Origin of the sequence: Brevibacterium sp. 1718 (assembly GCF_051131255.1) — a bacterium.
In the GTDB taxonomy this organism is placed as follows: Bacteria; Actinomycetota; Actinomycetes; order Actinomycetales; family Brevibacteriaceae; genus Brevibacterium; species Brevibacterium sediminis.
Genome location: NZ_CP186550.1, coordinates 4201367 through 4226865, shown reverse-complemented (window position 1 = coordinate 4226865; position 25499 = coordinate 4201367). Strand labels below are relative to the sequence as shown.

Below are 25499 nucleotides of genomic sequence, written 5' to 3'. Positions count from 1 at the left end.
CGTCACATTTCCTCAGCTTTCAAAAAAATTCGTTCTGGCGTGATCCACACCTGTGCATGACTTCCACATAGTTTTCCACAGAATGTGGATCAGTGCCGACTCAGCCCAGTGAATCTCCACACTCGTGGATAAGCTTGTGGAAAACTACATGGGTGTGACTTGTGGACGAGGGTTGGTGACGGAAACGCGAACGGCGATGAATTTCGGGCGAGCGTGACGTGAAACATGCGGATCCCGTTTGACCGCTCGGATAGCGCCTCGCTAAGATGGAGTGTCCTGTGTACCGGGCTTCATCCGATTATCCTGATTATCTTTTGGCTCTTATGCACAGGAGTGCTCGGCGGTCGAGACTCGTACCGCCGTTTTTTGTGAGAACGCACCGGCGTTCACCCGCAACCTAGAAATCGGAGACTGAAGTGAGCAAGCGTACATTCCAGCCCAATAACCGTAAGCGCGCCAAGAAGCACGGCTTCCGTCTGCGTATGCGCACCCGCGCGGGCCGCTCGATCCTGGCTGCACGTCGTCGCAAGGGACGTTCCGACATTTCGGCCTGAGCATGCTTGACGCGGCACATCGGATCCGCAGCGGCGAAGACTTCAGACGAATCTTCAGAGCCGGGGTCCGGGTGCGCACAGAGCATCTCATGGCGCACAGCCTGAGAGACACCGATGATACCCACGCTGCACGCGTGGGTTTCATCGTATCCAAGGCCGTCGGCAACGCCGTGGTGCGCAACCGCACCAAACGTCGGCTGCGCGAGATCATGCGTGCGCGACTCGGAGAGCTGAGAGCAGGAGATCTGTTCGTCATCCGGGCACTGCCGCATGCCGGACAGGCCGACTTCAGCGTTCTGTCCGCCGAGGTCGACGAGCTGCTGGTCAAGGCAGAGAAGAAGCTGGAACGTCGTGGACGCCGAGCATGATTTGAAGCATGTCTCCGAGGTGCCCCACCGGCCGGCAGGTTTCTGGCCGACACTCGGCTGGATCGTCCTGATCGGACCGAGGATGCCGTTCGTCTGGTTCATCCGCGCCTATCGGATCGTGATCTCACCTCTCTACGGCCAAGTGTGTCGCTACTATCCCAGCTGCTCCATGTACGGTCTCGAGGCGTTCGAGATACACGGAGTTCTCAAGGGCGTGGTGTTAACTGGGTGGCGCATACTGCGGTGCAATCCGTGGTCGCACGGAGGTGTCGACCATGTGCCGGGCTCGGCGCGGGAGGCCAGGTCGAAGACCATCCACCGCGGTCAGGCACACACCTGAATATATTGAACTTGCAGTCCGCGCACGAGCGTGAAGAAGCGGACTGCCTCGGGGCACACGTCGTGTCGCGCAGACCTGTGAACAATGGCAAAATGAACTTCGCGCAAGAATCGGTGTAACGAGGAGAACTGAATGGACTGGATGGACAAGCTGCTCTACCCGCTGCAGTGGGTAGTTGCTTGGATCCTCGCGATCTTCCACGAGATCTTCACCGCAATCGGTCTCCCGGCCGACAGCGGTTGGACCTGGGTGCTTTCGATCGCCGGACTGACCGTGGTCATCCGTGCTCTCCTCATCCCTCTCTTCGTCTACCAGATCAAGTCGCAGCGCAAGATGCAGCTGCTGCAGCCGGAGATCCAGCGCCTGCAGGCGAAGTACAAGGGCAAGAAGGACCAGTACTCCCGTCAGGCCATGGCCGAAGAGCAGATGGCGCTGTTCCGTGACAACAAGACGAGCCCGTGGGCATCATGTCTGCCGCTGCTCGTGCAGATGCCGATCTTCTTCTCGCTTTTCCGCGTCATCCACAACATGCCGAAAGTCGCTTCCGGTGATGTGGGAGCCATCGGCGGTTTCACACAGCAGCTGGCGATCCAGGCTGAGAATTCGTCGATCTTCGGCATCAGCCTTTCGGCGGTCTTCACCGACCCGGGCTTTGCGGTCAAGCTGCTGACAGGTGTCCTCATCGTCATCATGGCCGCCACCATGTTCATCACGCAGAAGCAGATGATGGCGAAGAACATGTCGGAGTCGGCGATGGCCAATCCGATGATGCAGTCGCAGAAGATGCTGCTCTACGTGATGCCTCTCGTCTTCGGCATCGGCGGCATCTACTTCCCGCTCGGTGTCCTCATCTACTGGTTGGTCTCGAACACCTGGACGATGGCCCAGCAGCACATGGTCATCCGCAATATGCCCGCTCCCGGCTCGAAGGCCGAGAAGGAGATGCTTGAGCGCAAGGCTCGCAAGGGCAAGACTCTGAAGCAGGATGAGCTCAAGGAATCGACCGTCACCGAGGAGGCCCCGAAGAAGAGCGGCCAGCGGCAGCAGCCCGTGAGCAAGAACCGTAAGAAGAACAAGAAGCGCTGAGGACAGACATGACCGAAGAGAAGATCGACGAGACCTCCGAACAGACACCGGAAGAGACTCCGGAGGAGACCTCGCCGAAGCCGAGCCGTGCCGAACTCCTCGAAGAAGAGGGCGAGATCGCTGCGGACTACCTCGAAGAGCTGATGGATCTGGCCGACATCGATGGCGATATCGATATCGATGTCGCCGACGGCCGTGCACAGCTGTCCATCGTCTGCGAGGACGACGAGGACTCTAACCTGAGCACCCTGGTCGGCCGCGAGGGCCGCACCCTCGGTGCGCTGCAGGAACTCAGTCGTCTGGCGGTGCAGACCCAGACCGGTCAGCGCTCGTGGCTGATGCTCGATATCGACGGTTTCCGCAACAGCCGTCGCGAAGAGCTGATCAAGAAGGCCAAGCGCGCGATCGCCGAAGTCAAGGACGGCGGCGAGGAGTTCGCGTTCAAGCCGATGAACAGCTTCGAGCGCAAGATCATCCATGACCAAGCAGCTCGTGCCGGCCTGGTCTCGGAGTCCGAGGGTGAGGGCGACGGTCGTCACGTCGTCATCCGGCTCGCCGATGACTGATCAGCCCGAGAACGACCCCGAGCTTTCGACCGAGGCAGAGCTCTCGACCGAGTCGACGACAGCGGAGATCGAGACGCCTCCGGCTGGCACTGAAGAGTACTTCGGTACGGCTTACCCTGCCGCGCAGCGGTATGCCGAGCACCTGGCCACGACCGGAATCGAGTGGGGTCTCATCGGACCGCGCGAGGTCGATCGACTGTGGACCCGGCATATTCTCAACTGCGCTGTGGTTGCCGAACACATCAATGATGATGATGTCGTCGGTGATGTCGGCAGCGGTGCCGGATTGCCGGGTATTCCGATCGCACTGATGCGCCCCGAGGCGAAGATCGTCCTCATCGAGCCGATGGAACGCCGCGTCGAATGGCTGACCATGGTCGTCGACGATCTGGGCCTGAAGAATGTGCGAATCGTGCGAGCACGCGTCGAGGAACTCGTCGACGAGGAGATGTTCACGGTCGTCACCGCACGCGCTGTCAAGGCGATGACGACTCTCATCGAATGGACCCGCGAGGTGATCAGCCCCGGGGGCCGGATCCTCGCCCTCAAAGGAGCTTCCGTCGAAGGCGAGCTGGTCAAAGCGAAGAAACTGATCAAGCGGTATCGACTGTCCCAACCTCAGATCCACGTCGTTGATGGCGGCGGCATCCTCGAGGCCCCGAGTCGTGTCGTCGAGATCGTCAAGAAATAGTACGAAGTAGAGTTGGTCTAGGCTGGATGAGAGCCTTGTGAAACCGATGGATGATGGAGTGCGCCCTATGCCGATCATGGATGAGTCGTCTCCCATTGGTGCCGCGATTGCACGGGACAACCGGCGAGCGGATCGACTGTCGCAGACAACCTTTCCACGGCCGGACTCGACCCGTATCTTCACGATCGCGAACCAGAAGGGTGGCGTCGGAAAGACCACGACGGCGGTGAACATCGCAGCGGCCCTGGCCAATCAGGGGCTCAATGTGCTGCTCATCGACATCGATCCGCAGGGAAACGCGAGCACCGCCCTGGGCATCGACCACTATTCCGAGGTCACGAGCATCTATGACGTCCTCATCGATGACGTTCCCATGCGCGAGGCGGTGGCGCAGTGTCCGGACTTCGACACTCTCAAATGCGTACCGGCCACCATCGACCTCGCCGGCGCGGAGATCGAACTCGTGTCTCTCGTCGCACGTGAACAGCGACTGCAGCGTGCCTTGGGCATCTACCTCAAGGAGGAGGAAGCAGCGGGAGACCGCGTCGACTACATCATCATCGACTGCCCGCCCAGCCTCGGTCTGCTGACGGTGAACGCTTTCGTGGCCGCTCGCGAGGTCCTCATCCCGATCCAGTGTGAATACTACGCACTCGAGGGCCTCAGCCAGCTGCTGAAGAACATCCAGCTCATCCAGAAGCACCTCAATCCCGAATTGGCGATCACGACGATTCTGCTGACGATGTATGACGGACGGACGAACCTCAGTGCTCAGGTCGCCGAGGATGTGCGCACTCACTTCCCGGAGCAGGTCCTCGGTACTGCCATTCCACGTTCGGTGAGGATCTCCGAAGCACCGAGCTATGGCCAGACCGTGATCTCATATGACCCACATTCCAGCGGTGCCCTGTCCTATCGGGAAGCCGCCGAAGAAATTGCGAATCGAGGAGTAAGTCGTGGCTGAACGCAAAAAGAGGGGCCTGGGGCGCGGACTCGGAGCATTGATCCCCGACGCGAACTCCAATGATCGTCCGGTCGATGTCTTCTTCTCCGGCGGGAACTCGGAAGACGGCAAACGCGAGAGCGAGACGAAGACGTCACGCACTGCGCGCACGGACCCAGCGGCGTCGATGCAGTCGTCCCGACGACGCAAGCCGAAGGCATCCGGGACAACTCGATCGCCGTCCACGACTTCCGGGGCAGATACTGAGACTGAGGCGGCTGCCTCGAAGACAGCATCTTCGAAGGCCGGGTCGGCGAAGGCCGGGGCGACAAAATCGGGAACGACCAAGGCTGCGTCGTCCAAGGCCTCTGCGTCCAAGGCCGCAGGTTCGAAGTCCACCGCCGCTGAACCGACCGCTTCTAAGTCCACTGCGTCTAAGTCGACAGGGACGAAGACGGCGACCTCCAAGACGTCGGGAACGAAGGCATCGACGGTGAAGTCGAACGCATCGAAGGCGACTGCACAGAAGGCGACCGGGAGCGGTTCCTCCAGAACTTCTGCTGGCGCCAAATCGACGTCAACGAAGACGAAGGCTGGGTCTTCTTCTGCTCGGCCGGCGTCCGGTCCGTCCTCTGCTTCCTCAGTTGAGAGCGCACAGAAGGCGTCTGCAGCGCCGAAGAATACGACGCGGAAGACATCGTCCTCCGCCTCGGTCTCTGACTCAGCAACGGGCTCAGGCGAAGTTGAGACTCCAGCGGCGAGCTCGTCTGCTGATTCCACTTCGGTTCAAGTGGCTGACAATGAAGCTGTTGACGTGAGTTCTGACCTCGTCAATGACCCTCAGGTCCCAGAGGCCACTTCGGCAACTGCATCGGCATCGTCGGCCGAGGATGATGTTCGAGAAACGCATCCCGGCGTATACACGTCATCTGGGCGAAGCCATGCTGACAACGAGGCGGATGAAGAAGGCCAGTCCGGTGTCAGCGGAGTTGACGAACATGTTGCTACTACGAATATAGTCGAATCAGAGGCAGTGGATGCCCTAGACGAGACCCGTCCGGCGGCGGCCTCGGAATCAGAACCTTCGACAGCTTCCGAATCCGATAACGGGACGAGCCGTTCAGCTTCAATCGGACAGCCGGGTGACTCCGACACCGTAGAGACTGCCGATGAGGGCGAACTCGACGATTTCGAAGGTGTCGAGTCGATTCCGGATACCGAATTCGGTGAGATCGATGTCGATCTCATCGATGCGAACCCCAGGCAGCCGCGAACGGTCTTCGATGAAGATCTGCTGGCGGAATTGGTCCACAGCATTCGTGAGATCGGTGTCCTTCAGCCTGTCGTAGTCAGGCAGAAGCCGAGCGACCGCTCGCGCTTCGAGCTCATCATGGGTGAGAGGCGTCTTCGCGCGACGAAGGACGCTGGTCTGTCGACGATTCCGGCAATCATCCGGTATGTCGAAGATACAGACCTTCTCCGTGATGCGCTTTTGGAGAACCTGCATCGTGCAGAGCTCAATCCGCTTGAAGAGGCAGCGGCTTATGGCCAGCTGCTCGAGGACTTCGGGTGTACGCAGGAAGAACTCTCCGAGCGCATCGGGCGTTCTCGTCCTCAGATCTCTAATACCCTGCGTCTGCTGCGTCTTCCTCCTCTGGTGCAGAGGCGGGTCGCTGCCGGCGTCATCTCGGCCGGTCACGCTCGAGCGATTCTCGGACTGCGCGATCCGGAGCATATGGAAGTGCTGGCGCAGCGGATCGTTGCTGAGGGTCTGTCCGTCAGGGCATCGGAAGAAGCTGTCGTGCTGCTCAACCGAGGCGACTCCATCAATGTTTCACGTGCAACGACCAAGGTGTCCCCTGAGTTCATCGCTGTAGCTGAACGTTTGGGTGATCGACTCGACACTAAGGTGAACATCTCCGTTGGCAAACGCAAGGGCAAGCTGAGTGTGGAGTTCGCGAACCAAGAGGACCTCGACCGTATTCTCGGTCTTTTGGGTATCCCGAACGAGGACGCGCTGTGAGCGGCTTGCTATAGGCGAAGATGGGCTTCGGGGTGTTCGCCCCGAAGCCCATTTCCATTATGCGGAACTCGGTTGAGGCTGTCGTATCAATTCAACGCGCCGGTATCCACAAGTTCGCTATTGACGGTATTAGGCCACTCTCTCGCTTGTGCAATGGCGTTCACACCGTTTCACGTGAAACGGCGCGACTGCAGGTTCGTTCGGCGTCGACTCTCCATCCGTTGAACGCGGTTGTTGATGGAATTCGAGCTTCTTCTGGCAAACAGACGAAATGCATTCAGAAGAACCCTAGTATGAAGGTCCACAGGGGTGGCTCTTGCAGCTGCTATGTGCGCCCTGCTGAGCGAGCATGTTCCGCTGTCAAGAGGTGGACTCCAGGAATCCATAGCCTCATTGATGTGGGCAGGTGGCCCGATACCGTGGGATGTGGTCTTCATTGCGAGAGGAATTTTCCTGAAGTCTTGTTTCACGTGAGACAGACGAGACGGATCGGTTGTCGGAACTTCCCCTGGAGTAGCCAGGTCCTGGTTTCGGACGGCTTGGATTACTTGTTGGAGGGTAGGCATGGCGCGTGGACCGGTCCCTGTTTCACGTGAAACAGGTCGGTGCTATGGCTGTGCAACAGGCAGCGCGGCTTTCCACAACCACATCTGGACCCTACTGAGCCTCCTTAGACTCAAACGCGGTATGTTGGTTCTCAAGCGTCTGCGTCACTCCCCGAAGACGCACGGGCTGAATCTCTGTTTCACGTGAAACCATGTTTGATGCGTCCGGGAGTCTCAGGTGACTAGGTAGGTGACGTGCGATCTGGAGCTCTGCTAGGACTCTGATCGCATCAATCGTCTGACGGTGAATCGAGTGGTGATTTGGGGTTCTCAGTCAACGCATGTCTCTTCCTGAGAGAATGTATGTCGGAAGTATAGAGAGGCATTCAAAGCTTCCCTTCCGCTTCCACCAGCTCCTTTTCCGGCTGTTGGAGTGCCGGTAGCAGGCAGAGTATGGACCACTGTAGCCGCATATTCCGGTTGCGCGGGATGGAGAATCAGCGTGAATACGGATCCGACGGGGCGTTGGATATGAGCCGGCAAGGTGTTCGCGGGTATAGAGCACCAGGGGCAACGTGCGAGTGGTGTTTCACGTGAAACAGCTGTCAGTCGAATGGCATTCATCAAAACACACCGTGTCTTCGGGCTCGTTTGTTCACACAAACACTTCTATAGTTCAAGGTTGCCGCGCGCGGTTTAGTCGCGAATCAATAGCTGCCCACCGGTGGTCACCGCTCCACAAGACACTGAAATACATCAACGGGATCTCTCCTCGGGGGCCCACGTAGCCTCTATTCGCGGGAGCAGATGAGAGCAAATGGCGGGATTCGCTGAACTCAGGGGTTGTGACTTGGCGAGTATTTTCAACGATCTTCACGGAACCAGAGCACTTCGTCTCATGAGGAACTGGGTATATGGCGATGTTTCACGTGCAACCTCGTTTCAAGCGATTGAGATGCAACGAGCTGCCTCTCGAAGTGCACCGAAAGAAGTAGTCGGAGTCAGGATCATTGATACAACGTTTGGGTTGCCCATTCTTTGCCGGTGTCGAGTGTGTCGTAATTGCCCAAAGTTGGCATCATGCGAGCGCCGGTGCTGGTTCGCTTTGTGTTGCGTGGGAAGGCTTCGTCTGGCTCGTGCGTGCTCAGTCCACTATCGGTGCGCTTGCGAGATGATCACCCCCTACCGGTGATCTGCTGACGACTAGTTTCCGGTGTAGCGTGCGTTTCACGTGAAACACGCGCTGGCGAGTACTATCGCACGGCTGGTGAGCGCATCTACTCGACGCGAAGATAGCTGTTCTCCGCGTATTGAGGCGTATGCGGGTGGGATAGAACTTCTGGTTGTTTCAGTCTGCTGGGCTGAGGCGGGAACTAGATCATGTTCTGCGCACAGGTCATATCCCCAACTCAGGGGGTCATCGTCGAAACTACGGCCTCTTCGCTTCGTTGTTTCACGTGAAACAACCGAGCACTGATAAGAGACGCGCTGCTATTCAACACACGTCTTTGAGCTGAACGAACAGCCCTAGTAGTACTGGATGTAATGAGTATAGGGTCGGGGACTCTCAGCGCCCCGATACCTGATATTTCTCTGTGCCGAACGCGAGTACTGTCGACTACCGTCTCTGGCTGGTCCAGTGAATCGTCCGTTCGCAATGATGGCGCTGTCGACGTGATTAGAGCCGGCGTCCCCGAAAATGCATGGGCAGTGAAGGGCGGGTTAGTTCGACGTCATAAGGATGCCGTGATGTCAGCCGGGGTTTCTGGGTAATGTTATAGTCATTGGTCTTGCGCCATCGGAAAGCTCGTATGGTTTCACGTGGAACGACGGAACTGGACTAGCCTTTTTCGGCGTCGTGTGAGAGCAACTCAGTTCGTGTGTATGGTCGCTGCGAAGCTATTCGAGGTTGTGGCCGAGAGTTTCAATGAGCAGGCAGTCGTCCAGATGGCTTCGCTCCTCAAAGGAGGGCCCTTGTGGCTCGGGCGATTCGTCGATTGAAGTCTACCCAGGCTGTCGTTTCACGTGAAACATATCTCTCCCGAGCCCATGCTGGGAGGTCGGTAGGGTTCGGTACGCGCGCTGCGCGGGGTTAGTGCGGGTCGACCGTTGTCCGTTGTAGGTGTTGTCCCTGAGTTGTATCAACCCGTCTTCGGTGCTTGAAGCGAGCGCCTGTTCTCTGTGGTTAGTCGTCTGGTGCTTTGTCTCCAGAGGGCCAAGACTGAGGCGAGAAAAGCCGTGCTCCTATTCAAGAAGCACGGCTCTGGAGGCAGCGAGGTTGAAGCTGGGTGACTAGTTCAGCGCCTTGATGGCATCGAGACTGAGTGTGCCGGTCTGCGGATCTCTGTCCTCAAGAATGTAGAGGCGCTGGAGCGCAGCGGCTATGCCGTCGGCAATCGCGTCTCTGACATGCGGATCCTTGAGATTCTCGAGATCGTCAGGGTTGGTGAGGTAACCGCTGACGACATGCACCTTCGGTGTCTTCAGTCGTTTGAGTGATGACCACGTGCGCGCATGCGTGCGGCAGTCCAGCATTCCGGTCCGTGCGACCAGTTCGCCTTGGATCAGCTCCGCCAGCTTTTGCCCTGTGGGCGAGTTGAGATCCGCCTGACGTTCGTGGCCGAAGTAAAAAGTTGCCAGTCCGTTGGCATCCTTGGACTTGCTGACATCTGCCGTGACGGTGATGACCGCAGATGCACCGAGTATATCTGCACGATTGACCTCGACAGCATCGCCTTCAAGGAGAAGAGCCCCCGCTCCGATGGCTTCCAAACGACCGACAAGGCGACTTGCTATGTCTGAAGTGATCTGACGTTCGAGGGCAGATTGCTCGTCGGTCATCGGCAACGTCTGGAAATCTACAACTGTAGTTGCCGCCTCGATGACGAAAGTGCGGCCGACGAGGGATGTGCCCGAGGCTGCCACACGTGCACGTTCCTGAAGCGCGAAGAGATTGCCGGTGTCCTGGTTGCGGTCGATCGCGTTGAGTCCGCGCAGAGTCTGTGGTCCCGTGACACCGTCGACCTTCGTACCCAAACTCATCTGCAGTTCCTTGACCGCTGCCTCGGTCAGAGACGCGTACTCGGAATCGATACGACCTGGATAGAACCCCAGGCCGGCGAGTTTGGTCTGGAGGTCGACGACATCATCGCCTGTCAGCACCCTGACGGGGTCGAATCGGAGCACACGGTCACCCAACTGATATCGGGCCTGTTCCAGCGCAGAAAACGTCTCAGGACCCAACACACCGTCGCAGAGGATCCCTCGATCCTGCTGGAACTGGCGGACACCCAGCTCAAAGGCTCGATCGAAGTCCGCGGTCTCGGTATCACCGACATGGAGCCCTAAACGGGCCATCTGAGCTTTGATATTGGGCAGCATCTCGGAAATGTCGCCACGCGAATAGCGCGGTAAGTTCGTGTTCGTCAATGCGTTGCCAATCGTAGGTGATGCGTTTCGAGGGTCAGTGTTCAGCGGCGCTCAGAAATGCCTAAGGCGCCCGTTGATATTACAACAGGCGCCTTAGAACTCGATCAGATGAAGTCGGAGAGCTCATCCTCGAGAGCGGGCTTCGGACGTGCGCCGATGATGGTCTTGGCGACTTCGCCGTCCTTGAAGACGTAGAGCGCCGGAATCGAGGTGATTCCATAGGTGCTTGCGGTCTCGAGATTCTCGTCAGTGTTGACCTTGACCACGTTGAGCTTGTCTCCGTGCTCTTCGGCGATCTGGTCGACGATGGGGCTGACCATACGGCAGGGGCCGCACCAAGGAGCCCAGAAATCGACGAGTACGGGCTTGTCGGACTTCAGTACGTTATCTTCGAACGTGGCATCAGTGACTTCTGTCGACATGAGTAACCTTCCTTCACAACGAATGTCTCTATCAGAACAGTGGAGCTGGATCTTTCATTCCCGGGCCTATTCGCTCGGCCCGCTGTGCTGTCAAGCGCAGCGATACGAGCGGGTGTTTCGGGATCAGGAAGCGACTGAGGCTTCGGCCACTGCTGCTTCCGCCATGGCGGGCTTTGAAGCAGCTTCGAGGTCGCCGAGGTAATGTTCGGCGTCGAGGGCGGCCGAGCAGCCCGAACCGGCAGCAGTGATGGCCTGACGATAGACCGAGTCGATGACGTCGCCTGCTGCGAAGACGCCCTCGACAGACGTCTTCGAGGTGCGACCGTCGACGCTGAGGTACCCGTCGGCGCGCATCTCGAGCTGATCGGCGAACAGGCTTGTGCGCGGGTCGGAACCGATAGCCACGAACATGCCGGTCACCGGCAGTTCTGAGGTCTCCCCAGTGACGGTGTTGCGGATGGTCAGCCCGGTGAGGGAATCTTCACCGTGGACTTCGGCGACCTCGGAGTCGAGGAGGAACTCGAGCTTCTCATCGGCGTTCGCGCGGTCCTGCATGGCCTGCGAAGCACGCATCTCCTGCCGACGGTGGACCAGCGTGACCTTGGACGCGAAGCGGGTGAGGAAGGTGGCCTCCTCGAGTGCGGAGTCGCCGCCGCCGATGACAGCGATGTGCTGATCACGGAAGAAGAATCCGTCACAGGTGGCGCACCAGCTGACTCCGTGCCCGGAGAGCTTCTTCTCGTTGGGCAGTCCGAGCTCGCGGTATGCCGAACCCGTTGCCAGGATCACGGCCTTGGCTGTGTAACGCGACCCCAGAGCGGTCTCGATCTCGTGAGCACCCGGGTTGAGTTTGAGGGTCTCGACATCGTCGTAGATGACCTCGGCACCGAACTTCTCAGCCTGCTCTCGCATGCTCTCCATGAGTTCGGGCCCCTGCACACCGGCGGGGAATCCAGGGAAGTTCTCGACGTCGGTGGTGTTCATCAGTTCGCCGCCTGCGGTCACCGATCCTGCGATGACGACCGGCGAGAGGTTCGCACGGGCCGCGTAGACGGCCGCGGTGTAGCCGGCTGGCCCCGATCCGATGATCACCAGTTGAGTATCAGTCATGTGAAAAGTTCCCTGCTTCTATCTGCTGTGCTCAGCGCGCCGCGGAGTGCCGCGCGAATTGACGTTCGTATCTATAACGGTACGGTGCCGCGGACTATTCCGCACCCGCATCCTGTCCGGCATCAGGGTACGAGGAACTGCTGGTCGGTTCAGAAGAACTTCACAGAGCTGATGGTGGCCTTATAGCCGCCATCGGTCTGCGGAAGTTCAGTGACCCAGAGGATGAGCTTGTCCGTCTCGACGTCTTCATCGAACTCCACGGTGACGGCGCCGTCGGCATCGAAGACGCCTTCGCCGATGACCTTCGCGTCCTCGGGGTCGTCCCCGTCACGGATCTCGAACTTGCCTCCGGAGTTCCCCGACGCCACCTTCACCTTGCTGATGGTGGACTCGTCCTCGAACTCGAAGAGCAGACCGACACCGGATTTGAGATTGCCGAAGCTCGCCGAGTTGTACCGGTCGGTGTTCCAGGATCCTTCGGTCTTGGGAATGACGTTCTCGGTTTCACTGTCGTGTTCCGATCCGTCGCCTTCGGGGTCGAGGGATTCGACCGTCTTGATCTTCGGAGGATCGGCTTTCGGAGTCTTCTTCTCTTCCTTCTTCGTCGGCTGCTCGCTCGCTGCGGACGTCTCGGAGACCGGAGTGGACTCCTCGTCTCCCGAGTTGAAGCCGACGATGACGATGCCGAGCACGATTGCGGCAACGACCGCGAGGCCGAGAACCAGCCACAGGAAGGGTTTCCGAGTGGCGGCTGGATCCCGCTCGTCGGGGCCTGCTCCACCCGAACCGCTGCCAGCACCGCCGGAAGCCGCGCTTCCGCCAGCACCACCGGTGCCGGCACCCCCTGCCGTGGCTGAGGCAGCTGCGGGTGCGGAGCTCGAAGCCGCTGAACCGGAGGACTTGGCTGCAGCGCCCGCAGCCGCGGCAGCACCGGCAACGCCTGCTGCCGCGGCACCTGCTGTCCCGGCAGCCTTGTTTCGGTTCTTCACAGACCCAGCCTGGGCTGCACCGGTCGAATCGCTGTGCTGTTGGCGCGGTTTCCCGGCCTTGCGCTCAGCAGGGCGCACAGATTCGGAGCCCTCAGCCGCCTCGGCGCGGGACTCACCACCGGTGTTCCGGTTGTCGACTGCACTGCGATCGTCAACGGAGTCCGGGGACAGCCGGCGCATCTCCTTCGGCGGTGCGGCAGCATTGGCTTCCTGCTGACGGGCAGCCGAACTCGCCTCGAAGGCGGCAAGCCGCCTGCGCGCTTCGTCTTCCTTGGCCTTCGCGATCCGCCGTTCGCGTTCATACTCGCGTCGCTGATGCTCGCGCTGCTGTTCATTGGTTTCGAACATGCCGCCGAGGAACCAGGAACCGTCGTCCTCGTCCTCGCCGTCCATGATCACGCGAGTTTCGTTCTCATCGCCTTCGTCGTCGTTCTCGGGAACGATCTCAAGTGCCTGAGTGTCAGGATCCGAATCGTCTTCCCGGCTCATGATCGGGGTCGTGAGGTTCTCGTCGTATTCGTGCTCCGCATACTCCGAATACTCCGAGTACGTCTGCTCCGGCTGCCATTCCTCCCAGTCCTGAGCGGCGCTGTCGAGTTGTTCCTTCGCAATCGGGAAGCTCGAGGCCTCGCGCATCTGCATCCTGTCGGCATACCGGCCCGTGGTGCTTCCGACCACTCCGGCCGCCAGTCCCCGCGTTCCCGGACGAGTGATTCCGATGCGCACCAGGGCGGCCTGCACCTGATCTTCGCTGGCGCTGGTCGAACCGCCGGGGCCGGGCCCGATGGTCTTCGAACGTGGAGCGGGCAGGCTGGTGGCCTCATCAAAGCTGCGCGGCGACTGATCGAACAGATTCTCGTTCTCCGCCACCGGAGCGCGATTGACGTAGCGCAGCAGTTCCGGGTCCCACTTGTCGATATAGCCGAGAACCTCGGCGACCGAACCCGGACCGGGATCCGAACCTGTGATGATTCCACTGACGAAATCATCGAGTCTGTCAGGGACCTCGGGGTTGAGCGCCTGCGCCCGGGCGATCCGGGCGTTCTCTTTCTCCGCAGGTGGAATGCCGTCGAATGCCTCTTCGCCGGGCCAGTATCCGGTCAGAGCCGTGTAGAAGAGCTGGACGAGCGCGAGGGCGTCTCGACGTGAGGCCTTTGTCGGCGTGTAGTCCTTCTGCTCGACGAGCCCGGTGTCCAGCGCCAGTGCCGCATCGATGCCGATGCCTGCGATGACCACCGCACCCTTCGACGTCAGACCGACCAGACTCGGACGCAGGAACATGTGGAACAGTCCCCGCCTGGCGGAGGTCACTAGCGCCGAGCCGACCTCGCCGATGAGTGCGCAGGCGGCGTCGACGGGCAACGGCGAACGGGGCAGGATCTGGTTGAACGGCGTCACCGCGATGCGCTTGATGACGATGTAGTCCAGTCCGTTGGAATGGCCGACGTCGAGGGTCGGGGCGATGCGCGGGTCACCGAGGATCGACACACGACGGGCGGCTTCGAGGACGTCGTTGGAACCGTCGGCATCGGCGACGAGGATGAGCACGGGTTCATCGAGGATCGCATCGAGTCCGGTACAGACGGCACCGACCTCGGGCTTTTCGGGAAGCCATCGGCGGTCGACGGTCGATACGACATAACGGCCGGCCACCACCATGCCGGGTTCGATATCGATCAGGGCGACCACCTCCGGTGGGGATTGACGGGGCTCAGGCTGTTTTCCTTAGTTTTCCAGCTACCACGCCAATAATCGAATGCAACTCTCTGACTCTGAGCAAATAACAAGCTCCGATGAAGAACAGGAGCATCACGGTGCCGACGGCAGCCGTGGTGATGAACGCCTGCCAGCGTCCAGCCAGGGCGAAGTCCGGGAAGAAGTAGAGCAGACCGAACCCAGCGCCTGCGGCGACGATCGCAGCGAGTAGGAACTTCATGTGCGAGGTGAGGATTCCGCGCAGGTCGATGGCGCCGAGGCGCTTCTTCAGGACCGCAAACGAGATGATCATCGCCATCAGATAGCCGAGGCTCATGACGAGACCGATGATCGCCACCGTCACCGACTTCGGGAAGATCGATACCGAGAGCACCGCCAGGGACTGGAAGATGATCTGCGGCAGCTGGATGAGGAACGGGGTCTTCGCATCCCCGTAGGCGTAGAACACCCGCTGCGCGAGATAGTTCGCGCTGAAGGGAACGAGGCCGAAGACCATCGTGATGATGACCAGACCGATGGCCATGGCCTGTTCGCGACCAGGACCGGCAATGATCATCGCCACCGGTGAGGCGAGGACGACGAGGGCGGCGAGGGCGAAGGTGTTGACCATCCCGACCATCCGCACACCCATCGAGAAGTCGCCGACGACAGCCTCGGTGTCCTCCTCGGCCGCGTTCTTGGCCAGAGAGGTGAACAGCGCCGTGGCCAGGGACACCGCGATGAGCGAATGCGGGAGCATGAACACGAGGTAGGCGTTCGTATAAGCGGCGTTCGAGGCGTTTCCGTCGCCGGGGATCGACGCCCCCGAGGCGACGCGGGAGATGATGAGGAAGCCGATCTGGCCGATGAGCATGGCTGCGAACGTCCAGAAGGCGACCTTGCCTGCCGAGCCGAGACCGACTCCCCGGAATCCGAACGTCGGTTTGTACCTGAAGCCGATGCGCTTGAGCGGCCAGATGAGGATGAGCGCCTGAGCCGCGACGCCGAGGGTCGCCGTTCCGGCGATGAGGGCGATCTTGTCCGGGGTCCAGGTGTCGAGCCCGTGCGGAGACGCATTGTTCGTGCCGAAGATGAGGATGAAGACGGCAAGTCCTGCGATCGCGACGACGTTGTTGAGCACCGGTGCCCACATATAGGGCCCGAACGACGACTTCGCATTGAGCACCTGGCCCAGCAGCGTGTAGAGGCCGTAGAAGAACAGCTGCGGCAGACACCAGAAGGCGAAAGCCGTAGCCAGCGCCATCTGCTCCTCGCTCCACCCCGAAGAATAGAGCCAGACGAGCAGCGGGGCAGCAGCGGTGGCGATGATGCTCACACCGGCAAGGAGCAGGAACGACAGCGTCAACAGTCGGTTCGTGAAGTCGGCACCGCCGTCTTCCCGTTTGGAGGCACGCACGATCTGCGGGACGAGGACAGCATTGACCACACCGCCGGCCAGCAGCATGTAAAGGGTGTTCGGCACCTTGTTGGCTATATCGAAGGCATCGGCCTGGACCGCCGTGACTCCGATCGCCATGGCCAGCATCGAGGCTTTGACGAAACCGAGCACACGCGAGGTCATGGTGCCGGCGGTCATGATCGCCGAGGACCGGGCCAGGGATGAGAAGCTGGACACGCTCTACCTCTTTTCGGGGTCGTCGGTCTTGGCGCGGGCCATCGCATCGGCCAGCTGCTGTTCGGGGATCTTCGGTCGCCCCCGAGAAATGGTCTTGATCAAGCCGATCACGAACACCACGGCCAGTGCCAATCCGATCACAGCGGTGCCGATGTTCTCCCAATCGGCGCGGACCCGAACCATGAGTGATTCCTGCTTGGGCAGGACCACCTCGTCGGCGGTGACCATCTCGATCGTCGTCGGCACATCGGCGTTGGCGAGGCCCTCGACGGGCACGTCCACACGCATCGTCTCCGCGGCAGGCACCTTGACGGTCTCCGTCTCCTGCGCCCGCAGCTGCGGAGTGTTCGGCTTCATCCGGATCCGCAGCGTCGCCTCGGCGGGGGAATCATTGACGATCGTGACCGGAATCGTCGTCTTCTCGCCGGTGACGAGGAGGACGGACGAGCCCTTGCGCAGGTGCAGGCTGTCCATGAGGTTCTCGCTCTGTTCGCGGGCCTGACCGGCGCAGATGTTCGCGTTCCGGCCCAGGGTCCACGCCGCCGAGGTGCAGGTGAGGAGTTCGCGGTCGAGCCGGATATCGGCGCTGTCACGGTCACTGAAGACGCTGTTGAAGTCCGCTTGGTTCGCCCGGGTCATGGCCAGCGATTTCACGGCCCGCTTGCGGATGTGCGGAGCGTCGGCATCCGTCCGCAGCAGCCCGCGCGCCTCGGAACCGGAATCGAGGATCTTGTCGACCTCGGTGGGAGCGATCCACGGTGCCGAGCTCAGTTCCTCGACGGTCTGTTCCCAATTTGCCGAGGCGGCCGCGCGTGGGAGCGGAACGAACAGGCTGCGAGTGCGGTAGGGCGCCTCGGATTGGATCACCGCGGACTCCGCGACGAGCTCCGACAGTGCCCCGGCCGGGTTGTCCTCGGCGATGGCCTCGGCGCTCATGTCAGCGAGCTTCGTATCCGAGATGAGAGTGTCGATCGTCGACTCCCCGTCATCTGTGATCGTCGTCTGAGAATGCGCATCATCGTGGATGCCGGTGATCGAAGGCTGCTGACCATCGCTGAGGATCGCGGTGGAATTTCCCGCCTTCTTCAGTGCCCGCAGCCCGTTCTTCGTCGCACTTCCGGCAACCGGCCAAGCGATGTCCGTGCGGGCATCGGGGAAGACGTCCTTGACGATCTCGCGCTGCTTCTGAGCGAAGGAGCTCAGTCGGTCGATCTTCGTCCCGCGCAGAGCACTGAGATCGGGATCGCCATAGGGCAGAGCGACGACCGTGTGCTTCTGTGCCGCCTCCACGAAGTCCTGATACCAGGAATCGAGGCGTTTGCGCTGCTTCTCTGCGGCTTCGAGTTCGGCACCGCTGGAATCGGCGTCATCGTTCTCCGGCGCTCCGACCGGTGGCGACTGAGTCTCCTCACCGCTTCCCCCGTCGGGCTCTTCGGTCTCCTCCGGTGCGTCGGCGGGAGTCGGTTCGGCGATCGCGGCTTCGAAGGAAGCGATGATTCGGGGGTCGATCGCCAGAGCGAGCTCTTTGTGTTCCAGCAGCTTTGCGATCGTGTCGAGCGAACCGCCTTCGGCGATGGCGGCATCGAGCCGGTCGGAAGGGATGAGCCCGCCCTCGGAATGGCCGGGCAGAGTGACGGGAGCGAGCAGGCTGATCTTCGTCTGATCGAACTCCGGATCCGGGTACCACGTAGTGAAGCCGAGCGCAGAGGCTCGCAGACCGGTGTCGTCGCCGAGCTGAACCGCCAGCCCCCGCGGGCCCCAGGAACTTACGGGTGAGGACTTGCTCAGGTCGAGGTCATCGGCGGGCACGCGGAAGGTGAATTCCGCGGAGGTGCCGGGATCGACGGTGTCGTCGAACGAGGTGTCGAGGGTGATTCCCGAGCTGTCATCGGAATCGGCGTCCTTGTCCTTCTTCGCCTTCTTCCTCGCTTCGGTTCCATCATGTTCGAGATCGGCGACGGTGCGGTGCTGTGCCTGTCCCTGCTTCCAGGCGGTCAGGCGGGATTCGGAATCGAGCTTGCGAGTCGACATCTGCAGGCTCAGGCTCGGCTTCTCGACCGCCTTCTTCGTCGTGTTCGAGATCGTTCCCCGCACGGTCAGCGTGCCCTTGTCATCGATCCACGGAGTCACCTCGTCGAGGGTGATCGAGACCTCATCCTTCTTCGCATCGGTGTCCGCGTCGGTATTCGCATCGGTGCTGGCTGCGGCCGGGGCGGCATCGAGCAGCGGATATGCGAAAACCGGCCCTGCGAGCAGCAGGAGCGTGCTCAGCAGGGCGGTGAGGAATCGCAGTCGGCGGATGGGAATGGGTTTCACTGCTCCAGTCGGGACACCATCGGTCGGGCGGCGGCGACGATTCGGCGCTCATTGGCGAACGACAGTCGCGAACGCAGGTCATTGAAGGGCACCCACGCCGCATCGATCGCTTCTTGGTCAGGATCATTATCCACTGTCAGAGTCCCCGACTGTGCACGCAGCAGGAAATGGTGGACGAGTTTGTGGATCCGGATTCCGGTCACGGTGAACCAGTAGTCGACGGTTCCCAGCGGGCAGATGATCTGCCCCGCGATCCCGGTCTCCTCTTCGACCTCACGGCGGGCCGCCTCGGCGGGGGTCTCCGTTCCTTCGAGATGCCCCTTGGGGAGGCACCATTCGATCCGGCCGGCGCGATTGATGCGCGCGATGACGGCCACGGTCAGCAACGGGTGAGAGAAGTCGACAACGATGCCACCGGCGGAGATCTCCTCCACTGTGGTGCGGCGGGACGTGCGGGGTCCCGGCTTGGGCATCGGTGTGGTCATTCTCCTACCTTAGTAGGCGAAGCTTGGAAGTTTCGTGTCATCTGCTCCCGGTAGGCTTATGGAGACCGGAACTCACGCCTGGACGCGGGAGACGAGTTCCCATGGGCAAGAGCAGAGATCTGAAGAATTGAAGGAGCTCGGTGGATCCGCAGACCGCGCACAACCGACTGCACGACAAGCTCGACGAACTCGAGCACATCCTCGGCCCGCTGGGTCAGAGGTTCTCCTCAGCCGGTTTCGAACTCGCCCTCGTCGGCGGTTCCGTCCGTGACGCGCTGCTCGGTCGCCCCATGCCCGACCTTGACTTCACCACCGATGCCCACCCCGACGACATCCTCGGACTGATCTCCGATTGGGTCGACACACATTGGGACATCGGACGCGAATTCGGCACCATCGGGGCCGTGAAGTCCGGTGTGCAGATCGAGATCACGACCTACCGCGCAGAAGCCTATGAAGAGGACTCGCGCAAACCTGTGGTCGCCTTCGGCACGGACCTCGACGCCGACCTCGTCCGCCGCGACTTCACGATCGGGGCGATGGCGATCCGGCTGCCCTCGAAGACGTTCGTCGACCCGCATCATGGATTCGACGACCTCATCGCCGGTCGCATCCGCACCCCCGGGGCCGCCGCGGACTCGTTCTCCGATGATCCGCTGCGGATGATGCGCGCGGCCCGGTTCACCTCTCAGCTCGGGCTCGACCCAGTGCCTGAGGTGGAAGAGGCGATGACGGCGATGGCCGATCGGATCGAGATCATCTCCGCCGAACGCGTCCAGGTCGAACTCGTCAAGCTCATCACCGGCATCGATCCGGTCGCCGGAATCGACCTGCTCGTGCGCACCGGAATCGCCGACCATGTCCTCCCCGAGGTGTCCGGACTGCAGCTCGAGACCGATGAACATCATCGGCACAAGGACGTCTACCAGCATTCGCTGACCGTGCTGCGTCAGGCAGTCGAACTCGAGAGGCGATATGCCGCGGCTCAAGAGGAGGCCGGAATGGCCGACGAGGATCCGCAGCGCCTGCGCGTGCCGGACTTCGTCGTGCGTTTCGCCGCGCTCATGCACGATGTCGGCAAACCCGCCACTCGGCGTTTCCAGCCCGGCGGTGCCGTGACGTTCTACCATCACGACGCGGTCGGTGCGAAGCTCACGGCCAAGCGGATGAAGGCGCTGCGCTTCGACAAGGACACGACGAAGGCGGTCGGCCGCCTCGTCGAACTGCATCTGCGCTTCTACGGCTACGGCGATGCCGGGTGGACGGATTCGGCGGTGCGCCGCTATGTCACCGACGCGGGACGGCTGCTCTCGCGGCTGCACATTCTCACCCGTGCGGACGTGACCACCCGGAACAAGCGGAAGGCCGATCGGCTCGCGTTCGCCTATGACGACCTGGAAGAGCGCATCGAGTCCCTGGCGAAACAGGAAGAACTCGATTCGATCCGCCCGGACCTCGACGGCAAGCAGATCATGGCGATCCTCGATATCGAACCATCACCGCTGGTGGGCAAGGCGTACAAGCATCTGCTCGAGCTGCGGATGGAGCACGGGCCGCTCGGACGCGAACGCGCCGAGGCGGAGCTGCGCTCCTGGTGGGAATCCCACGGTCAGTGACCGACCCCCGCCTGCTCACCGGCTGATCAGTGCTGATAGCTTCGTAATCGTTTAGATTTGTGTGTGACGTCACATGATGTGACGGAGGCGAAAGGTGAGGAGACCACAATGACAGTGACCGAGGAGTTCCGCGCTGCCCGAGACAAGCTGATCGAGCTCCGCAGCGATTACGAGGCCGCCCGCGACCAGTTCGAATGGCCGCGTCCCACGCATTTCAACTTCGCACTCGACTGGTTCGACAAGATCGCCGAGAACAACGACAAGCCGGCTCTGTGGATCGTCGAACAGGACGGAACTGAGGGCAAGTGGAGCTTCGCGGAGCTCTCCGCGCGGTCGAACCAGGTGGCGAATCACTTCCGCCGTGCCGGAATCAAGCGCGGCGACCATGTCATGGTCATGCTCAACAACCAGGTCGAGCTGTGGGAGACGATGCTCGCCGGCATCAAGCTCGGTGCCGTGCTCATGCCGGCCACCACGCAGCTTGGACCCATCGATCTCACCGACCGTGCCGAGCGCGGTCAGGCCGAGTTCGTGGTCGCAGGCGCCGAGGATGCCGCGAAGTTCGATGACGTCGATGTCGAAGTCGTCCGCATCGTCGTCGGCGGGGAACCTACCCGCCAGCAGGACTACAGCTACTCCGATGCTGATGATGAGAGCACCGAGTTCGACCCTCAGGGCAGCTCGCGCGCCGATGACCTGATGCTCCTCTACTTCACCTCGGGCACCACCTCGAAAGCGAAGATGGTCGCCCACACTCATGTCTCCTACCCGGTCGGTCATCTCTCGACGATGTACTGGATGGGACTGACACCCGGCGACGTCCACCTCAATGTCGCATCGCCCGGCTGGGCCAAGCACGCCTGGTCGAACATCTTCACCCCGTGGATCGCCGAAGCCTGCGTCTTCCTCTACAACTACTCGCGCTTCGACGCCAACGCCCTCATGGAGACCATGGACCGCGTGGGAGTGACGAGCTTCTGCGCCCCGCCGACAGTGTGGCGCATGCTCATCCAGGCCGACCTCAGCCACCTGAAGAATCCCCCGACGAAAGCTCTCGGTGCCGGTGAACCCCTCAACCCCGAGATCATCGACCGCGTTCACAGCGAATGGGGTGTGCTCATCCGCGACGGCTTCGGTCAGACCGAGTCGACCCTGCAGATCGGCAACTCGCCCGATCAGGAGCTCAAATACGGTTCGATGGGCAAGGCCCTGCCCGGATTCGACGTCGTGCTCATCGACCCGGCGACCGGTGAGGAAGGCGACGAGGGCGAGATCTGCCTGCGCCTCGATCCTCGCCCCGTCGGATTGACCACCGGATACTGGAGCAACCCGGAGAAGACCGCAGAGGCCTTCGAAGGCGGTGTCTATCACACCGGCGATGTGGCCTCCCGTGACGAGGACGGATACATCACCTACGTCGGTCGCGCCGATGACGTGTTCAAGGCCAGCGACTACCGGCTCTCCCCCTTCGAGCTCGAAAGCGTGCTCATCGAACACGAGGCCGTCGCCGAGGCGGCCGTCGTGCCCTCGCCGGATCCTGTGCGACTGGCTGTGCCCAAGGCGTATGTCGTGGTGTCGAGCAAGTTCGAGGCCGATGCCGAGACGGCGCGGTCGATCCTCGCCTACTGCCGTGAGAATCTGGCTCCGTACAAGCGCATCCGCCGACTCGAGTTCGCCGAGCTGCCGAAGACGATCTCCGGAAAGATCCGTCGCGTCGAGCTGCGCGCCCGCGAAGACCAGCTGCATCCATTCAGCGGCGAACCCGTCGTCGAGGGCAACGAGTACGCCGACACGGACTTCAACCTCAAGAGCTGAGCGGCGCCGCGACTCTCGTTCAAGCGGCCCAGCACTTTTCAGCCCGTATACCTGTGGCAAAGCGCTGGGCGGCTTGAACGAGGCGTCGCGGCTGGCGGCATCTGCGGAAAAGTGCGGGCACGCTTGAACGAGAAGGTACGCGCGCCTGGTCGCGGTGCCCTGGCTGGCGACGCCGAGCACTGATCTGTGGGAGCACTATTGAATGTGAGCAAACACGCACTCGTCATGGTTGATTCTTCCGCAGTCAAGTAAAATACCTGGTGAGATGCCGAATGCGGGGTTACTCTGAGAACGGTTCGGTAACCTGGCGTGTCTGCAGGGCGTCAGGCTCAGCACTTTTTCATCCTCTACTAATGAATGCGTGCGAGACTGATTGGCGTCTTTGACCTTTTTCGGACCTCGTCGCCACGCATTGCGGCAGGCTGACTGACCTGGAGGACCTTGGGTGGCTAAGGGACAACACACAGCCAAGAACATCGGCAGGAATACGAAGAACCTGCTCAACTACCCGCGAGCGGGTGTGAGTGGATGGACCCGTTTCCTGCCGAGCATCCGCGTACTCGTCGTCGGCGGGCTCAGCCTCGTCATCGCCCTGTGCGTGGCGTTCGCCATCGGCTATGCCGCAACGGACATCCCCGAGCCGAACCTCGAGGCCACCGGTCAGACCTCGACGATCTACTACAGCGACGGCAAGACGCCGATCGGTCAGTACAAGGTCGAGGACCGCAAGTCAGTGGAGATCGACGAGATCTCCGAACCCATGCAGAAGGCCGCGATCGCCGCCGAGGACACTTCGTTCTACGAGAACCGCGGCATCTCGATCAAGGGTCTCTCCCGCGCTGTCGTCGGCGTGGCCACGAATAAGTACGCGGGTGGCGGTTCGACGATCACCCAGCAGTACGTGAAGAACTTCTACCTCACGAACGAGCATTCGCTTGATCGTAAGGTCAAGGAGATGTTCATCTCGCTCAAGATCGACCAGCAGCAGTCGAAGGACGAGATCCTCGCGAACTACCTCAACACCATCTACCTCGGCCGTCGTTCCTACGGCATCGAAGTGGCATCTCAGAACTATTTCGACAAACCGGCCTCGGAACTCAATGTCAGCGAGTCCGCTCTGCTGGCCGCGATGATCCAGCGCCCGGGTGCCGCCGATCCTTCGGACAACCCCGAGGCCTATCAGGACCGCTTCGACTACGTGGTCAAGAACATGGTCGACGAAGGCTTCATCACCGAGGAGCAGGCCGCCAAGGTCGAGATGCCCGAAGTGAAGAAGCAGAACAAGGAATCCTCGCTGTCCGGGCAGAAGGGCTACATGTGGGATTTCGTCCGTCGTGAAGCCCTGCGCAAGCTCGATATCGATGAGGCTCAGCTCGACCGCGGTGGCTACAACATCGTCACCACCTTCGACAAGGATCGTATGAAGGCAGCCGAGCAGGCCATCAAGACGCTTCCCCAGGACCAGCCCGAAGGAATGCAGGCCGGACTCGTCTCGATCGACCCCGACAACGGCGGGATCGAAGCTTTCTACGGTGGTAAGAACTACCTCGATCAGGCGTTCAATGCCTCGACCCAGAGCCATGTGCAGGCCGGATCGACGTTCAAGCCCTTCGCGCTCGTCGCCGGTCTGGAGAACGGTGTCAGGCTGACCGATTCCTATCCCGGTGCCAGCCCGACGGTGCTCAACAACGACGGCACGCCGTGGCCGGTGCGCAACTTCGGCGGCTCGAGCTATGGCCCGGTGAGCCTGCTCAAGGCGACGCAGTCCTCGATCAATACAGCCTATGCGGCACTCAACGTGCAGGTCGGGCCCGACAAGACTGTCGACGTCGCCGAACGTGCGGGTCTGAGCGAGAACTGCACCGACAAGGAGATGAAGACCGGGGATACCGGCGGCTGCTCGATTGGTCTGACCCCGAACCCCTCCAATGTGCTCGGTACGCCCAGCGTCAAGCCCATCGACATGGCTTCGGCGTACGCGACCTTTGCGGCAAACGGCGTGCACCACGAGACGCACTCGATCAAGAAGGTCACGAAGGGTGCCGAGGACGAGGAAGTGTACAAGGCCGAAACCAAGGGCAAGCGCGTCTTCGACAAGGCAGTTGGTGCCGAGACCTCGTACGCCCTGAGCCAGGTCGTTCAGGGTGGTTCGGGCAGCTACGCCCAGAACCTCGGTCGTCCTGCCGCCGGCAAGACCGGTACGACGAACGAGAACAAGGCCGCATGGTTCTCCGGTTACACACCGAACCTCGCCACCTCGGTCGTGCTCTATCGCGAGGTCGACGGAAAGTCCGTGTCTATCGGCTCCTTCGGCGGTCGCGGTGAGGTCACCGGTGGTTCGTTCCCCGTTCAGGTGTGGACCGACTACATGCAGAAGGCCCTCCAGGGTGAGAAGGTCGAACAGTTCCCGGCCCGCGGCGAGCTTCCCGATAAGCCGAAACCGAAGAACTCCAACCCGGCCCCGGCTCCGAAGCCCGAGCCGAAAGCACCGTCGGGCAGCAATGACGGCAGCGACGGGGACAAGGAGAAGGAAGAGCCGAAGGCTCCGATCGAGACTCCGAAGGACGACGAGGACAAGAACAAGGACTCCGACGGCGACGAGAAGGGCAAGGAAGAAGGCTCGAAGGACGGCTCCGACGAGGGTTCGAAGGACTCCGACGGTAAGGACAGTGGGTCCGATGACGGCGGCGGTGGTGACACCGGTGGCGGCAACGGTTCCAACAAGGGCTCCGGCGGCGGTGGCGACACCGGTGGCAACGGTACCGACAAGGGCTCTGGCGACGGTGGCGACACTGGCGGTGGAGACACCGGAAACGGCAGCAGTGAAGATGGCGGATTGGGCATCGATGACATCACCGGCTGACCGGTAA

Annotated in this window: 19 protein-coding genes; 11 read left to right on the top strand and 8 right to left on the bottom strand. The window is 61.2% G+C overall.

All coding sequences use genetic code 11. The annotated features are described in order from the left end of the window. The first annotated feature begins 416 nt into the window (after positions 1 to 416). The 7 genes from rpmH to ACOZ9V_RS18920 all read left to right on the top strand — a co-directional run bounded on the left by rpmH (position 417) and on the right by ACOZ9V_RS18920 (position 4569). Entirely contained in the window at positions 417 to 554 is a 138-nt protein-coding gene (gene rpmH, locus ACOZ9V_RS18950) for a 50S ribosomal protein L34 (RefSeq protein ID WP_039211706.1), read from the top strand. Between the two features lie 2 nt (positions 555 to 556). Further along, on the top strand, positions 557 to 922 hold the full coding sequence (rnpA, locus tag ACOZ9V_RS18945) for a ribonuclease P protein component (protein ID WP_139467604.1): 366 nt from the start codon (positions 557 to 559) through the stop codon (positions 920 to 922). Next, on the top strand, positions 906 to 1262 hold the full coding sequence (gene yidD, locus ACOZ9V_RS18940) for a membrane protein insertion efficiency factor YidD (RefSeq protein WP_229664214.1): 357 nt from the start codon (positions 906 to 908) through the stop codon (positions 1260 to 1262). Before rnpA ends, yidD begins: the two co-directional genes overlap by 17 nt. Before the next feature lie 132 nt (positions 1263 to 1394). Next, positions 1395 to 2348, top strand: coding sequence for a membrane protein insertase YidC (gene yidC / locus ACOZ9V_RS18935; protein ID WP_181272179.1), 954 nt, complete (start codon positions 1395 to 1397; stop codon positions 2346 to 2348). 8 nt (positions 2349 to 2356) lie between these two features. After that, positions 2357 to 2914: a protein jag gene (locus ACOZ9V_RS18930; RefSeq protein ID WP_172173164.1), complete on the top strand. Its 558-nt coding sequence runs from the start codon at positions 2357 to 2359 to the stop codon at positions 2912 to 2914. Next, positions 2907 to 3605 (top strand): 16S rRNA (guanine(527)-N(7))-methyltransferase RsmG, encoded by a 699-nt coding sequence (gene rsmG, locus ACOZ9V_RS18925; protein WP_181272180.1) that lies wholly within the window; start codon positions 2907 to 2909, stop codon positions 3603 to 3605. The genes ACOZ9V_RS18930 and rsmG overlap by 8 nt, the downstream gene beginning before the upstream one ends. A 67-nt stretch (positions 3606 to 3672) precedes the next feature. Next, the gene (locus tag ACOZ9V_RS18920; protein WP_139467600.1) at positions 3673 to 4569 is read left to right on the top strand and encodes a ParA family protein; all 897 of its coding nucleotides are present in this window, start codon (positions 3673 to 3675) and stop codon (positions 4567 to 4569) included. Here ACOZ9V_RS18920 and ACOZ9V_RS18915 read toward each other — a convergent pair. After that, the gene (locus ACOZ9V_RS18915; protein WP_420095396.1) at positions 4486 to 5328 is read right to left on the bottom strand and encodes a hypothetical protein; all 843 of its coding nucleotides are present in this window, start codon (positions 5326 to 5328) and stop codon (positions 4486 to 4488) included. The two genes, ACOZ9V_RS18920 and ACOZ9V_RS18915, sit on opposite strands and share 84 nt — an antisense overlap. A gap of 34 nt (positions 5329 to 5362) precedes the next feature. On the opposite strand from ACOZ9V_RS18915, the gene ACOZ9V_RS18910 reads away from it, so the two are divergent. Continuing rightward, positions 5363 to 6571 (top strand): ParB/RepB/Spo0J family partition protein, encoded by a 1209-nt coding sequence (locus ACOZ9V_RS18910; RefSeq protein WP_434592576.1) that lies wholly within the window; start codon positions 5363 to 5365, stop codon positions 6569 to 6571. Between the two features lie 2837 nt (positions 6572 to 9408). Here the strand turns inward: ACOZ9V_RS18910 and ACOZ9V_RS18905 are convergent. From ACOZ9V_RS18905 to ACOZ9V_RS18875, 7 genes are all read right to left on the bottom strand, one after another. Then, the gene (locus tag ACOZ9V_RS18905; RefSeq protein ID WP_434592573.1) at positions 9409 to 10545 is read right to left on the bottom strand and encodes a peptidoglycan-binding protein; all 1137 of its coding nucleotides are present in this window, start codon (positions 10543 to 10545) and stop codon (positions 9409 to 9411) included. A gap of 104 nt (positions 10546 to 10649) precedes the next feature. Continuing rightward, positions 10650 to 10967 carry a thioredoxin gene (gene trxA / locus ACOZ9V_RS18900; RefSeq protein WP_434592570.1) on the bottom strand — a complete coding sequence of 106 codons (318 nt, stop codon included), beginning with the start codon at positions 10965 to 10967 and terminating at the stop codon, positions 10650 to 10652. 123 nt (positions 10968 to 11090) lie between these two features. Then, positions 11091 to 12077 carry a thioredoxin-disulfide reductase gene (gene trxB, locus ACOZ9V_RS18895; protein ID WP_181272181.1) on the bottom strand — a complete coding sequence of 329 codons (987 nt, stop codon included), beginning with the start codon at positions 12075 to 12077 and terminating at the stop codon, positions 11091 to 11093. A gap of 149 nt (positions 12078 to 12226) precedes the next feature. Beyond that, positions 12227 to 14755 (bottom strand): virulence factor MviN, encoded by a 2529-nt coding sequence (locus tag ACOZ9V_RS18890; protein ID WP_434592566.1) that lies wholly within the window; start codon positions 14753 to 14755, stop codon positions 12227 to 12229. A gap of 22 nt (positions 14756 to 14777) precedes the next feature. Next, on the bottom strand, positions 14778 to 16397 hold the full coding sequence (gene murJ, locus ACOZ9V_RS18885) for a murein biosynthesis integral membrane protein MurJ (RefSeq protein WP_139909512.1): 1620 nt from the start codon (positions 16395 to 16397) through the stop codon (positions 14778 to 14780). Positions 16398 to 16400: 3 nt separating this feature from the next. Next, positions 16401 to 18713, bottom strand: coding sequence for a DUF6049 family protein (locus ACOZ9V_RS18880; RefSeq protein ID WP_434592562.1), 2313 nt, complete (start codon positions 18711 to 18713; stop codon positions 16401 to 16403). Further along, positions 18710 to 19198 carry an NUDIX domain-containing protein gene (locus tag ACOZ9V_RS18875; RefSeq protein ID WP_025779589.1) on the bottom strand — a complete coding sequence of 163 codons (489 nt, stop codon included), beginning with the start codon at positions 19196 to 19198 and terminating at the stop codon, positions 18710 to 18712. Before ACOZ9V_RS18875 ends, ACOZ9V_RS18880 begins: the two co-directional genes overlap by 4 nt. Positions 19199 to 19338: 140 nt before the next feature. On the opposite strand from ACOZ9V_RS18875, the gene ACOZ9V_RS18870 reads away from it, so the two are divergent. From ACOZ9V_RS18870 to ACOZ9V_RS18860, 3 genes are all read left to right on the top strand, one after another. Continuing rightward, the gene (locus ACOZ9V_RS18870; protein WP_434592558.1) at positions 19339 to 20814 is read left to right on the top strand and encodes a CCA tRNA nucleotidyltransferase; all 1476 of its coding nucleotides are present in this window, start codon (positions 19339 to 19341) and stop codon (positions 20812 to 20814) included. 108 nt (positions 20815 to 20922) lie between these two features. After that, positions 20923 to 22629: an AMP-binding protein gene (locus ACOZ9V_RS18865; protein WP_434592555.1), complete on the top strand. Its 1707-nt coding sequence runs from the start codon at positions 20923 to 20925 to the stop codon at positions 22627 to 22629. A 445-nt stretch (positions 22630 to 23074) separates the two neighbouring features. After that, positions 23075 to 25492: a transglycosylase domain-containing protein gene (locus ACOZ9V_RS18860; RefSeq protein ID WP_259358020.1), complete on the top strand. Its 2418-nt coding sequence runs from the start codon at positions 23075 to 23077 to the stop codon at positions 25490 to 25492. Positions 25493 to 25499 lie beyond the last annotated feature (7 nt).